Origin of the sequence: Saccharopolyspora sp. 6M (assembly GCF_020176775.1) — a bacterium.
Lineage (GTDB): Bacteria > Actinomycetota > Actinomycetes > Mycobacteriales > Pseudonocardiaceae > Saccharopolyspora_C > Saccharopolyspora_C gregorii.
This window is the reverse complement of record NZ_JAIUJZ010000073.1, coordinates 47,272-59,853: the sequence shown is the minus strand read 5'-3', so window position 1 is coordinate 59,853 and position 12,582 is coordinate 47,272. Positions and strand designations below refer to the sequence as shown.

Annotated in this window: 11 protein-coding genes; 4 read left to right on the top strand and 7 right to left on the bottom strand. The window is 75.3% G+C overall.

Annotation, left to right across the window (positions count from 1 at the left end; translation table 11 throughout):
- Positions 1–124: 124 nt before the first annotated feature.
- Both LCD31_RS12135 and LCD31_RS12130 read right to left on the bottom strand, forming a co-directional pair.
- Complete coding sequence (locus LCD31_RS12135) at positions 125–1,456, bottom strand: MFS transporter (protein WP_224958056.1); 1,332 nt, start codon at positions 1,454–1,456, stop codon at positions 125–127.
- Positions 1,457–1,665: 209 nt separating this feature from the next.
- The gene (locus LCD31_RS12130) at positions 1,666–2,352 is read right to left on the bottom strand and encodes a TetR/AcrR family transcriptional regulator (protein ID WP_224958055.1); all 687 of its coding nucleotides are present in this window, start codon (positions 2,350–2,352) and stop codon (positions 1,666–1,668) included.
- A gap of 197 nt (positions 2,353–2,549) precedes the next feature.
- Between LCD31_RS12130 and LCD31_RS12125 the strand changes: the two genes are divergently transcribed.
- On the top strand, positions 2,550–3,446 hold the full coding sequence (locus LCD31_RS12125; RefSeq protein WP_224958054.1) for a shikimate dehydrogenase: 897 nt from the start codon (positions 2,550–2,552) through the stop codon (positions 3,444–3,446).
- A complete protein-coding gene (locus LCD31_RS12120) occupies positions 3,427–5,292 on the top strand; it encodes a bifunctional sugar phosphate isomerase/epimerase/4-hydroxyphenylpyruvate dioxygenase family protein (protein WP_224958053.1) in 1,866 nt (621 codons plus the stop codon). The genes LCD31_RS12125 and LCD31_RS12120 overlap by 20 nt, the downstream gene beginning before the upstream one ends.
- 7 nt (positions 5,293–5,299) lie before the next feature.
- On the opposite strand, the gene LCD31_RS12115 is transcribed toward LCD31_RS12120, so the two are convergent.
- The gene (locus tag LCD31_RS12115; protein ID WP_224958052.1) at positions 5,300–6,355 is read right to left on the bottom strand and encodes a low specificity L-threonine aldolase; all 1,056 of its coding nucleotides are present in this window, start codon (positions 6,353–6,355) and stop codon (positions 5,300–5,302) included.
- Positions 6,356–6,632: 277 nt separating this feature from the next.
- Here LCD31_RS12115 and LCD31_RS12110 point away from each other — a divergent pair, with 277 nt between their 5' ends.
- Together LCD31_RS12110 and LCD31_RS12105 are read left to right on the top strand one after the other, a co-directional pair.
- Complete coding sequence (locus LCD31_RS12110) at positions 6,633–7,148, top strand: SigE family RNA polymerase sigma factor (RefSeq protein WP_224958051.1); 516 nt, start codon at positions 6,633–6,635, stop codon at positions 7,146–7,148.
- Between the two features lie 13 nt (positions 7,149–7,161).
- The gene (locus LCD31_RS12105; protein ID WP_224958050.1) at positions 7,162–7,827 is read left to right on the top strand and encodes a hypothetical protein; all 666 of its coding nucleotides are present in this window, start codon (positions 7,162–7,164) and stop codon (positions 7,825–7,827) included.
- 4 nt (positions 7,828–7,831) lie between these two features.
- Here the strand turns inward: LCD31_RS12105 and LCD31_RS12100 are convergent, their stop codons facing one another.
- From LCD31_RS12100 to LCD31_RS12085, 4 genes are all read right to left on the bottom strand, one after another.
- Entirely contained in the window at positions 7,832–8,413 is a 582-nt protein-coding gene (locus tag LCD31_RS12100) for a TetR/AcrR family transcriptional regulator (protein WP_224958048.1), read from the bottom strand.
- An 18-nt stretch (positions 8,414–8,431) separates the two neighbouring features.
- The gene (locus LCD31_RS12095) at positions 8,432–8,752 is read right to left on the bottom strand and encodes a multidrug efflux SMR transporter (protein ID WP_224958046.1); all 321 of its coding nucleotides are present in this window, start codon (positions 8,750–8,752) and stop codon (positions 8,432–8,434) included.
- Between the two features lie 248 nt (positions 8,753–9,000).
- Positions 9,001–10,992: an ABC transporter ATP-binding protein gene (locus LCD31_RS12090; protein WP_224958044.1), complete on the bottom strand. Its 1,992-nt coding sequence runs from the start codon at positions 10,990–10,992 to the stop codon at positions 9,001–9,003.
- Positions 10,989–12,572 carry an ABC transporter ATP-binding protein gene (locus LCD31_RS12085; protein WP_224958042.1) on the bottom strand — a complete coding sequence of 528 codons (1,584 nt, stop codon included), beginning with the start codon at positions 12,570–12,572 and terminating at the stop codon, positions 10,989–10,991. The genes LCD31_RS12090 and LCD31_RS12085 overlap by 4 nt, the downstream gene beginning before the upstream one ends.
- Positions 12,573–12,582 lie beyond the last annotated feature (10 nt).

The window sequence follows — 12,582 nt, the reverse complement described above, 5'->3', positions numbered from 1 at the left end:
GGGGCGCCCCCCCCGGCGGGGGCCCCCCCCGCCGGCCCCCCCCCGCCTGGGGGGGCGCCGGGGCCGGCCCCGCCCGCCGGCGCGCGGGGGGGGGGGGGGCCCCCCCCCCCCCCCCCTCCCGCGCTCACCCGGCCGCGACCGGTTCCGGTGCCGGACCGCCGCGCCTGCCGAGTTCGTCGGTGGGCACGCGGTGCGTCTCCCGTGCGGTGAGCACCGCGACGATGTTGCAGGCGCAGAGCGCGGCGATGAACGCGGACACCGCGAACCAGCCGTCCCGCCCGGGCCCGACGGCCTCGGCGATGCTGGGCGAGAACCCGGCGACGGCGAACCCGATCTGGGTGCCGACGGCCATCCCGGACAGCCGCACCTTCGGGGGGAACATCTCGGCGTAGAACGCGGGCCAGACCCCGTTCGGGGCGCTGTAGGCGATGCCGAACAGCAGGATCCCGGTCAGGAAGATCAGCGAGTACCGCCCGGTGGAGATCGACCACAGGTAGCCGAACATGAGCACCGCGCAGGCCGCGGTCCCGCCGATGAACACGGGTTTGCGCCCGATCCGGTCGGACAGCAGCGCGCACAGCGGGATCGCCGCCAGCGCCACCACGTTCGCCAGCACCCCGACCCACAGCATCGGGCTGCGCTCCAGGCCGACGGTGTTCACCGCGTAGCTCAGGGCGTGCACGGTGAAGATGGTGCTCACGGCCGCGACGGTGGAGGCCACCACCACGCGCAGCACGTCGGCCCGGTGCTCGCGGAACAGCGCGGCGATCGGCGGCTCGCGGTCCTCCTTGGCGGATTCCCGCTGGAACACGGGTGTTTCGTCGAGGGTGCGCCGGATGACGAGGGCGACGATGACGACGACGCCGCTGAGCCAGAACGGCACCCGCCAGCCCCAGGTGAGCAGCTGCTCCTGCGGCATCGCGGCGATCGGCAGGAAGACCGCGGTGGCGAGGATCTGCCCGGCTTGGGTGCCGCTGAGCGTGAAGCTGGTGAAGTAGCCGCGGCGGTGCTCCGGCGCGTGTTCGAGGGTCATGGAGCTGGCGCCGGACTGCTCCCCGGCGGCGGAGAACCCCTGCAGCAGCCGGAGCGCGACGAGCGTGATCGGTGCGGCGACGCCGATCTGCTCGTAGGTGGGCAGGCAGCCGACGCCGACGGTGGCGAGCCCCATCAGCAGCACGGTGAGCACGAGCACCCGCTTGCGCCCGAACCGGTCGCCGACGTGGCCGAGCACGAACGCGCCGACCGGCCGCGCCAGGTAGCCGACGCCGAACGAGGCGAGCGCGAGCAGCGTGCCGGTGGCGGGCGAGGAGGCCGGGAAGAAGATCTTGTTGAACACCAGCGCCGCGGCGGTGCCGTAGATGAAGAAGTCGTAGTACTCCAGCGCGCTGCCGATCCAGGCCGCCCACGCGGCTTTGCGGTGTTCGCCCGGCGTCGCGGGCGTGCGGGTCTCGGTCACCGAGTAGCTCCTGACGGTCCTTGCTCCGTTGCTCGGAACAGCGAGAAGCAGTTATGTACCACCTGGTTAGTTCGCAACTGTGCGGTGGCGGCACACCCGTGTCAAGGCTCGATCGCGTCCCGGTGCCCGGCCTGCGAGGCGGTCCGCGTCCGCAGGCGCCCCCGCTCGGCAGGGTCCGGGCGGCAGGGTCCGGGCGGGCGGCAGGCGCCTCAGCCGGCTTCGGGAGCCGCGGTCAGGTAGCTGACGACCAGGTCGCCGACCATCCGGCGGTAGTGCTCCCGGCGGTCCGCCGCCAGCATGTCCCGGCCGAAGATCGCCTGGAAGGTGTGCCGGTTCGCGGTGCGGAACACGCAGAACGAGCTGATCGCCAGGTGCACGTCCAGCGCGTCCACGTCCGCCCGGAACAGCCCCGCCGCGCGGCCGCGCTCCAGGATCCCGGTCAGCACCTCCAGCGCGGGCGTGCCCAGCCCGGGCAGCTCCGCGGACTTCGCCAGGTGCCTGCCGTGGTCGATGTTCTCGATGGACACCAGCCGGATGAACGCCGGATGCGACTCGTGGTGGTCGAAGGTCGATTCGGCGACCCGGCGGATCGCGGCCACCGGGTCCAGGTCGGCCACGTCGAGGCCCTGCTCCACGCCGCGGATCGCGGCGTAGGCGCGCTCCAGGGCGGCGATGTAGAGCTGCTCCTTGCCGCCGAAGTAGTAGTAGATCATCCGCTTGGTGGTGCTGGTGCGGGCGGCGATCTCGTCGACCCTGGCTCCGGCGTAGCCCTTGTCGGCGAACTCGGCGAGCGCCACGTCGAGCAGTTCCGCGCGGGTGCGCTCGGCGTCGCGCTGGCGCGGTTCGTCCGCCGGCCGGGCGCCGCCTGGTTCGGGCGCGGGGGGCGGTGGTGCCACCACGGGAGCTCCCCTCGTCGTCTCGTGGGCGCGGTCGCCGGAGCCGGGCTCCGCCGGTTCCGGCCGGTCAGCCACCGGTCCGGGCCGCTCGATCACGCCCAGCCTAATCCGCGGTCCTTGGCCGCGGTGCGCCGCCGGGCTACTGTGTACTAGCTAGTTCGTTCATTGCGCTGCGGGCCGCGGCCCGCGGGACGGAGGTGGCTGCCATCGGCGACGACGGATACCTCACCGGACTGGTCGGTGCGGGCATCGGCCCCTCCCTCAGCCCGGCCCTGCACGAGCGGGAAGCCGCCGAGCTCGGGCTGCGCTGCCTGTACCGGCGGCTCGACCTGGACCGGATCGGGCCGCCCGCCACCGCCGTCGGCGAGCTGCTGCGCGCGGCCCGGCTCACCGGGTTCACCGGCCTCAACATCACCCACCCGGCGAAGCAGCTGGTCCTCGGCCACCTCGACGAGCTGTCCCCGGACGCGGCGGCCCTCGGGGCGGTGAACACCGTCGTGTTCACCGCGGACGGCGCGGTCGGGCACAACACCGACTGGTCCGGGTTCGCCCGCAGCTTCGGCCGCGGCCTGCCGGACGTGCCGGTGGACCGGGTCGTGCTGCTCGGCGCGGGCGGGGCCGGGGCCGCCGTGGCGCACGGGCTGCTCACCCTCGGCACCGGCTCGCTGCACGTGCTCGACCTGGACGAGGCCCGGGCCGCCGAGCTCGCCGCCGCGCTGCGCGGCCGGTTCGGCCCGGACCGCGCGAGCTCCGGCGGCTTCGACCCCGCCGCCGCGCTCACCGGCGCCGACGGGCTGGTGCACGCCACGCCGGTCGGCATGGCCGCCCACCCCGGGCTGCCGGTGCCCGCCGACGTGCTGCACCCCGGGCTGTGGGTCGCCGACGTGGTGTACCGGCCGCTGGAGACCGAGCTCGTCCGCACCGCCCGCGCCCGCGGCTGCCGCGTCCTCGACGGCGGCGGCATGGCCGTGTTCCAGGCCGCCGACGCGTTCCGGCTGTTCACCGGGCGGGAACCCGACCCGGAGCGGATGCTGCGCCACTTCGAGACCCTCGTGACCGAACCCGGAGGCCCCCGTGTCCACGCCGCCCGTTGAACGCGCCCGCTCCATCGCCACGGTCTGCCTGTCCGGGTCGCTGGAGGACAAGCTCACCGCCGCGTCCGCGGCCGGCTTCGACGGGGTGGAGATCTTCGAGAACGACCTGATCGCCTCCGCCGCCACCCCGGAGCGGATCCGCGCGCAGTGCGCCGACCTCGGCCTGGCCATCGACCTGTACCAGCCGTTCCGCGACTTCGAAGCGGTCCCGCGCGACGTGCTGCGCGCCAACCTGCGCCGCGCCGAGCACAAGTTCGACCTGATGGCGCGCCTCGGCGCCGACCTGGCGCTGGTGTGCTCCTCGGTGTCCCCGGAGGCCGTGGACGACGACGACCTGGCCGCCGAGCAGCTGCACGACCTCGCCGAGCTCGCCGCCGGGCGCGGCATCCGGATCTGCTACGAAGCGCTCGCCTGGGGCCGGTTCGTGGACACCTACGAGCGGGCCTGGCGCATCGTGCGCCGCGCCGACCACCCCGCGCTGGGCGTGTGCCTGGACAGCTTCCACATCCTGTCCCGCGGCGGCGACCCCACCACGATCCGCACCATCCCCGCCGAGAAGCTGTTCTTCCTGCAGCTGGCCGACGCCCCGCGGATGAACATGGACCTGCTGCAGTGGAGCAGGCACCACCGGCTGTTCCCCGGCCAGGGCGAGTTCGACCTGGCGGGCTTCCTCGGCGCGGTGCTCGCCGCAGGCTACGCGGGGCCGCTGTCCCTGGAGGTCTTCAACGACGTGTTCCGGCAGGCCGATCCGGGCCCGGCCGCGGTGGACGCGATGCGCTCGCTGCTGGCGCTGGAGGAGGCCGCGGTACCGGCGGGGCCCGTCGTCGGCGGCCGGAGCCTGCCCGAACCGCCCGAGCTGGCCGGACCGGCGTTCGTGGAGCTCGGTGCCGACGCCGGCGCGGGCGAGCGGCTGGGCTCGACGCTGGCCGCGCTCGGCTTCCGGCCGGCCGGGCGGCACCGCTCAAAACCGGTGCGCCTCTGGGAGCAGGGGGACGCGCGGATCCTGGTGAACACCGGGCCGGACCGGCCCGAGCACCGCGGCGGCGGGGCGCTCGCCGCGATCGGCGTGCACAGCGCCGACCCGCGCGCCGCCACCCGCCGCGCCGAAGGGCTGCTCGCGCCGGTGCTGCCGCGCTCCGCCCGGCCCGACGAGGCGGACCTGTCCTCGGTGGCCGCACCGGACGGCACCGCCCTGTTCTTCTGCCGCACCGGCGCGGACCGGGACGCGAGCTGGCTCGGCGATTTCGACCCCGAGCCGGGCGGCACCGCGGGCGCGGGCGTCACCGGCATCGACCACGTCGCGATGACCCAGCCGTTCGACCACTTCGACGAGGCGATCCTGTTCTACCGCTCGGTGCTGGGCCTCGACCCGGAGCCGCCGGTGGAGTTCGCCGCCCCGTTCGGGCTGGTGCGCAGCAGGCTGGTGCTGGACCCGGGCGGGACGGTGCGGCTGGCGCTGGACTCGGCGGTGCTGCGCCGCGGCTCGTGGGCGCCCGCCGTGCCGAACCCGCAGCACGTGGCGCTGAGCACCGACGACGTGTTCGCCACCGCGCGCGCGGTGCGGGAGCTGGGCGCGCCGGTGGTGGCGATCCCGAACAACTACTACGACGACCTGGACGCCTGGCTGGAGCTGGACCCGGGGCTCGCGGCGCGGCTGCGGGAGTGCTCGGTGCTCTACGACCGGGACGCGCGCGGCGAGTACCTGCACTTCTCGGTGGCGGTGCCGGGCTCGCGGGTGTTCTTCGAGGTGGTGCAGCGGGTCGGCGGCTACCGCGGCCGCGGTGAGCACAACGCCCCGGTCCGGATGGCCGCCCACCGCAGGCGCAGGCTGGCCACCGGGAGCTGATCCCGGGTCAGCCCGCCTGCGGGATCCCGGTCGGCCGGTCCGCGCCGCCGCTGCGGGAGATCCGGTGCAGCACCTCCTGGACGTCCCGCTCGCCCACGTCCCGGTGCGTCACGAACCGCACGTTCCCGTCCATCGGCACCGCGAGCACCCCGATCTCCCGCAGCCGGTCCAGGGTGAGCCGCACGTCCGGCACCGCGGCCAGCACGATGTTGGTCTGCGGGGCGGTGACGTCCCAGCCGAGCTCGGTGAGCCCGTCGGCGAGCAGCGCCGCGTGCCGGTGGTCCGCCGCCAGGTCCGCGATCCGGTCCAGCGCGACCAGCCCGGCCGCCGCGAGCACCCCGCCCTGCCGGACGCCGCCGCCGAGCATCTTGCGCACCCGCCGCGCCTCGGCGACGAAGTCGCTGGTCCCGGCCACCACCGATCCGACGGGGGCGCCGAGCCCTTTGCTCAGGCAGGCCTGCACCGTGTCGACCCCGACGGTCAGCGCGGCGGGCGGCAACCCGAGCGCGGTGGCGGCGTTCCAGATCCGCGCGCCGTCCAGGTGCACGTGCAGCCCGCGGTCGCGGGCGGCCGCGGCGAGCTGGGCGTGCTCGTGCGGCGGGATGACCGCGCCACCCGCCGCGTTGTGCGTGTTCTCCAGGCACAGCAGCGTGGTGTGCAGCGCGTCGTAGCGCCGGTCGCCGCTCGCGTGCGCACGCACCGAGTCGGCGGTGGGCCGTCCCGGACCGGCGTCCCACTCCAGCGGTTCCGGCATGCCCCCGGCGAGCCACGCGGCGGAGCCCAGCTCGTGGTGCAGCACGTGCGCGCCGCGCGGCGCGAGGAACCGGTCCCCGCGGCGCAGGTGCACCGACAGCGCGATCAGGTTGCCCATCGTGCCGCTGGGCACCCACAGCGCGGCGGCGGTGCCGAGCAGCTGGGCGGCCCGCTCCTCCAGCGCGCGCATGGTCGGGTCGTGGTCGAGCACGTCGTCGCCGACTTCGGCGTCGGCCATCGCCGCGGCCATCCGCTCGTCGGGGCGCGTGACCGTGTCGGAACGCAGGTCGATGGGGGCCGTTCGGGTCACGAACCGATCACACCACATCAGCGGGGGGTCGAGGCAACTGGTCGGAGGATTCCGCTCGGCCCGCTCGGGGCCGTGGCACCGCGCATCCGGGTGATCGCAGCGGGTGCCCGCGCGGCTGACCTGCGCGGCCCGGAACTCCACCGGTGGCGGCTCGGCCGGGCGGTCCGCCTTCACTAAGGTTCTGCACGCGCACCGTTCGTTTTCGCGGCGGCGTGCAACCACAGGTGCCGGGCGCACCGTCCCAGCAGTGCAAGCACGGACGAGCGGAGAGTTCCGCGTGGACCAGCGCGAGGAGCAGGAGTTCGCGGAGTATTTCGCGGCTCGGCGGGAGGCGGTTCGTCGGATGGCGTACATGATGTGCGGTGACTGGCACCGCGCGGACGACCTGGCCCAGACCGCGTTCATCTCCTTGCACCGGCATTGGCGCAAGGTGCGGGACAAGGGCGCGTTGGACGCGTACGTCCGCCGCACGCTCAGCCGAGCCGTGATCGACGAGTCCCGGCGGCCGTGGCGCCGCGAGAAGTTCACCGACGTGCTCCCGGACCGGCCCACCGGCGGCTCGGTCGAAGACGGCATCGCGACCCGGCAGACGCTGGTCGCCGGGCTGCGCCAGGTGCCGCCGAAGCAGCGGGCCGTGCTGGTGCTCCGATTCCTGGAGGGGCTCGACGTCGCCGGGGTCGCCGAGGTGATGAAGTGCAGCGAAGGCACCGTGAAGAGCCAGTCGGCCCGTGGGCTGGAGGCGCTGCGCGAGGCCTTGGGCGGCCAGCTCGACGATCTTCGATCGACGTCGTGAGGAGGTGCGGCAAGTGAACGAGACCGAGCTGGAACAGCTCTTCCACAACGCGGCCCGCGACGCGCCCGAGGCGTCGTTCGACGAGCAGGACGTGCTGCGCGGGTCCCGCCGGGTGACGGCGCGCCGCCGCACGGCGTTCGCCGGTGGCTCGCTGGTCGCGGCGGCCGTGCTGGTCGGCGGGGTCGGCGTGGGCACCGGGTTCTTCGGCCAGTCCGGGGAACCGGTGGCGCAGGCCCCGGCCGAGCCGACGCAGGCGCCGATGGCGCTGCCGCAGGAGCCCGCGACGCCGCGCTCCGGCCCGATCACCTTGGGCGACCCGAAGGCGGGCGCCGAGTGCGGCGCACCGGATTCGGCGTTGGCCGCGGCGTTGGCCGAGCAGCTGCCGGAGGCGGGGAGCACCCGGCCGACGGGTGCCGACGGCTCCTGCCCGATCGGGTCGCGGACCGCCGCGGTCCCGGTCCGGGAGGGCGCGGTGTCGGGGAAGGTGGCGCTGCTGCTGAGCCCGTCCGGCGCGAAACCCGCGGCCGCGGAGGGTCGGGCGCCGCACACCGAGGTGGTGGAGGTGCCGACGCGCAGCGGCCGGACGTTGACGGTGCTCAGCGAGCCGATGGGCGCGCCGACGGCGCCGTTCGCCGACCGCCTCGGTGGCATCGCGGCGGACCTGGCGCCCCGCTTCTGACCGGTCAGCCGAGCCTGCGGCGGAGGGTCCGGCGGGCCGCGCGGCGCGGCTCGGGGTCGCTCTCGATGAGCGCGTTCACCACGGTCCCGTCGACGAGCGCGATGAGCTCGTCCAGCTGCTCGCGGTCGACGGGCCTGCCGCTGCGGGCGAGGATCTCGCCGAGCAGGTCCTTCAGCTCCCCGGTGAGCTCCCGCATCAGCGGCGCCAGGTACGGCCGCCGCGGCGAGCCGACGAGCCGTTCGTAGCGCAGCAGCACCGGCTCGGTGCCGCCGATCCGGGATCCGGTGCCCAGCAGCAGGTCCAGCACCAGTTCCACGACGTCCTCGGTGGTGCGGAGCTCGTCGGCGAGCCCGTCGAGCCGGGCGCGGCCCGCGGCGAGCTCCGCGCGGCCCTCGTGCTCGAGGGCGGCGGCGACGAGGTCGTCGAGCGAGGTGAAGTAGTAGGTGGTGGACGCGAGCGGCAGCCCGGCGCGTTCCGCCACGGCGCGGTGCCGCACCGCTTCGAGCCCGCCTTCGGCGAGCAGTTCCGCCGCCGCCGCGACGAGTGCGTGGCGGCGGCGTTCGCCCTTGGGGGTGGCCGCTGTCATGACGCCCGATCCTAGGAGTCAGTGCGATCCGGCGAGGTTCAGCCCGATCACCCCGGCGACGATGAGCACCAGCGACACGATCTTGAGCGCGGACACGGCGTCGCCGAGCCACACCATGCCGATCACGGCGGTGAGCGCGGCGCCGATGCCGGTCCACACCGCGTAGGCGGGGCCGGCGGGCAGCGTGCGCATGGCCCAGGCGAGGCCGCTGAAGCTGATCGCGGCCAGCACCAGGAACGACACGCTGGGCCACAGCTTGCTGAAGCCGTCGGAGAGCTTCAGCGAGATCGCCCAGCCCGCCTCGAACACGCCGGAGATCATCAGCACGATCCAAGCCATCACTACCTCCAGTTCCGGGACGACCGTACCAGAAATCCGGGACTCCGAGGTCAGGCGCTTCTCCCCGAGCCCGAGATGCGCGCCACCGTCCGCGCACCCCACTCCGGATCGTGCTCGTGTCCACGCGGCGAAGCCGCCGACCACCCGCGGGTGCTCGCGAGGACGGTGCCGTCGCCGGCGGCGGAGCCACCGGCGACAGCGGTCCCGGCGGCGACGGGCCGCCGGGGACCACCGCCCCACGGCGGGAATCAGTCCTCGCCCGCGGCGGCGCGGTGCAGGGCGGCGTAGGAGCCGTCCGCCGCCAGCAGCTCGCGGTGCGCGCCGAGCTCCACGATCCGTCCGCCGTCCACCACCGCCACCCGGTCCGCGGTGCGCGCGGTGTGCAGCCGGTGCGCGATGGCGATGACGGTGCGCCCGGCCAGCAGCCGGGACAGCGAGCGCTCCAGCTCCCGCGAGCCGTCCCCGTCCAGCAGCGAGGTCGCCTCGTCGAGCACCAACGTGTGCGGGTCGGCGAGCACCACCCGGGCCAGCGCGAGCTGCTGTGCGACCGCGGCGGGCACCGCCGCGCCGCCGGAGCCGACCACCGCGTCCAGCCCGCCCGGCAGCCGCGCGGCCCACTCGGCGGCGCCGACCACCGCCAGCGCCTCGTGCAGTTCGCGGTCGGTCCACTCCCGCGCTTCGGGCAGCGACAGGTTGTCCCGCAGGCTCGCGGTGAACACGTGCTGCTCCTGGGTGAGCAGCAGGACCTCCCGGCGGACGCGGGCGGGCGGCAACGCGGTGATCTCCACGTCGCCGAAGGCGACCGAACCGGAGTCGGGTGCGCTGACGCCCGCGATGAGCCGTCCCAGCGTGGACTTGCCCGCCCCGGACGGACCGACCACGACGAGCCGCTCCCCGGCGGGAACCCGCAGGTCGACGCCGTGCAGGACCTCGCGGCCCGCGCGGTAGGAGAACCGGACGTCGCGCAGCACCAGGTCGTGCGCGCCGGAACCGGCTCGCTCGGACGGGCCGCGGCCGGCCGCGGGACGGTGCTCGGTGCGCTCGGGTCCGGCGTCGCGGGGTGCGGTGTCCCCGAGCGCGGCGTCCCTGATCGCGGCGCGATCGGATTCGGCGCGTTCGGGCTCGGCGCGTTCGCGCTCCGGGTGATCGGGCGCAGCGTGATCGAGTTCTGGGCGTTCGGGCGCAGCGCGGTGGGGCTCCGGGCGATGGGGCGCGGAACGCTCGTGCTCGGGACGACGCTCATGCTCAGCGCGTTCGGGCTTCCCCGCCCCGCTCCCCGGCACCCCGAGGATCCGCCGCAGCGCCGCGTGCCCCAGCTGCAGCTCCTCCAGCCAGGAGAACAGCTCGGCCAGCGGTTCGGACAGCGCCGCCGCGTACAGCACCACCGTCGTCACCGTGCCCAGCTCCGCCAGCCCCGCGTGGTAGCTCCAGCCGCCGATGAGCAGGATCGCCGCGAGCGGCAGCACGTAGGACAGCTCCAGCGCGGGCAGGAAGATCGACAGCAGCCCGCGGTGCCTCTGCTCGTCGGCGACGGCCTGCGCGAGCACCCGGTCGTTGTGCTCGCGGCGCCGCGCGGCGAGCCGCAGCGAGTCGATGGTGCGGGCGCCCCGCACGGTCTCGTGGATGCCGGACTGCACCCCGGCCCAGTCCGCGAGCAGCCTGGTCAGCGTCCGCCGGGCGCGCGGGAAGTACCAGCGGCTCACCGCCACCAGCAGCGGGACCGCCACCAGCAGGCCGCAGGCGAGCAGCGGTGCGGTGGCGACCATCGCGGCCGCGGTGAACACGAGCGCCAGCGCCGCCCCGGTCAGCTCGGGTGCCGCGTCGCGGACGGTGGAGTCGAGCCGGTCCACGTCGGAGGTGGCGCGGCTGAGCAGGTCCCCGGTGCCTGCTTCCTCCACGGTGCTCAGCGGCAGCCGCAGCGCGCGGCCCACCACCCGCTCCCGGGCCTCGGCGAGCACGGCTTCGCCGAACACGGCGGCGCGCAGCCGGGCCGCGCGGGCCAGCAGCGCGTGCACCACCAGCACCGCCAGGAACCCGGCCGCCAGCAGGTCGACCTGCCGCACCGGTGCTCCGGCGACCACCGCGTCCACCAGGCGGCCGAGCAGCTGCGGGCCGATCAGGCCGACCGCGGTGGACAGCGCGAACAGCAGCACGAGCAGCGCGAACCGCTTCCGGTGGGCGGCGGCGGTGCGCCGCAGCCACCGCAGCACCTCGGTCCGCTCGGCCAGGGGCAGCGTCATGCGTGGTCCTCCGTCACGTGCACCACCCGGTCGGCGACCGCGTGCCACAGCGGGCTCTGCGTGAGCACGATCGTGGTGCGTCCTTTCCGCAGGTCGCGGACGCGGCGCACGATGCGCGCCTCGGTGTGCGCGTCCACCGCGGAGGTGGGTTCGTCCAGCACCAGCACGTCGGCGTCGCTGCACAGCGCCCGCGCCAGCAGCAGCCGCTGGCGCTGGCCGCCGGAGAGCGCGCGGCCCTGCTCGGTGAGCTCGCCGTCCGCGGGCAGCGCGGCGAGCACGTCCGCGGCGTCGGCGGCGTGCAGCGCGGCCTCCACCGGCACCGGCGAGCCCAGGTCGATCCCGGCGCGGACCGGACCGGCGAACAGCAGGTCCTGGTTGTGCGCGAGCACGATCCGCTCCCGCAGCTCGGCGATGGCGACCTCCGCGAGCGGCACGCCGCCGGCCAGCACCGGCCCGTCGTCGACGTGCCGGGCGAGGCGTTCGGCCAGCGCTTCGCCGTGCCCGGCGGCGTCGACGGCAGTGAGCTCGCCCGCGTCGGCGCGGGCCCCGGTGCGCTCGTCTGCGAGCGCGAGCGGTCCGGCGGGCAGCGTCCGCGGCACGTCCGGGTCGGCGGGTTCCGGTCGCAGCCGCAGCAGCGCGCAGGCGCGGTCCGCGGCCACGACGGCCGAGGCGAAGGTGCTCGCGGCCTCGGTGGCGGTGCGCACCGGGATGACCAGGAAGCTGGACACCCCGTAGAACGCGACGAGCTCACCGGCGCTGATCGTCCCGGCCAGCGCCATCCGCGCGCCCAGCCAGGTGACCAGCACCGTCACCAGACCGGGCAGCAGCACTTCCGCCCCGGCCAGCCACGCGGTGATCCGCCCGGCGGCGACCCCGGAGTCCTGGACGCGGCGGTTGGCCGCGACGAACCGGTCGTGGAACCGGGACTCGCCGCCGATGCCGCGCAGCACGCGCAGCCCGGACACGATGTCCGCGGCGAGCGTGTTCAGCCCGGTCAGGTTCTCCCGCTGCGCCTCCTCGCGGCGCCGCAGCGGGCCCAGCAGCGGCCCGATGCCCAGCGTCGCCAGCGGCACCCCGACCAGCGCCACCACCGCCATCAGCGGCGAGATCGTCAGCAGCGCGCCCGCGGCGGCGAGGAACGCGACGACCGCTCCGCTGAGCCGGGCGGACACCTCGAACGCCTGCCCCACCTGGTATATGTCGGCGGAGCCTGCGGACACCACCTCACCGGTGCGGACGCGCCTGGTCAGCGCGCCGCCGAGGCCCGCCACGTGGTGCAGCACCACCTTCTCGGCGGAGCTCGCGCCGTGCAGCCACAGGGTGTGCGAGGTCCAGCTCAGCGCCGCCGCGCCCAACGCCTGCACGATCCCGAGCACCAGCACCACCAGCACCCACCGCAGCAGCGCCGACCCGTCCCGGCCGGCCACGCCCGCGTCCAGCGCGCGCCCGATGACCAGCGGCAGCACCGCGGTCGGCAGCAGCCACAGCGAACCGGTGACGGGTGCCGCGGCCAGCAGCGCGGGACGGTCGCGCAGCAGCGACCACAGCAGGCGCAGCGGGCCGCGCGGATCAGGAGTCATGACGAGCCGA

Coding starts and splice junctions, on each gene's coding strand:
- LCD31_RS12100 (WP_224958048.1), bottom strand. CDS start 8,413: ATGACAGCGGCCACCCCCAAGGGCGAACGCCGCCGCCACGCACTCGTC.
- LCD31_RS12095 (WP_224958046.1), bottom strand. CDS start 8,752: ATGGCTTGGATCGTGCTGATGATCTCCGGCGTGTTCGAGGCGGGCTGG.
- LCD31_RS12085 (WP_224958042.1), bottom strand. CDS start 12,572: ATGACTCCTGATCCGCGCGGCCCGCTGCGCCTGCTGTGGTCGCTGCTG.
- LCD31_RS12090 (WP_224958044.1), bottom strand. CDS start 10,992: ATGACGCTGCCCCTGGCCGAGCGGACCGAGGTGCTGCGGTGGCTGCGG.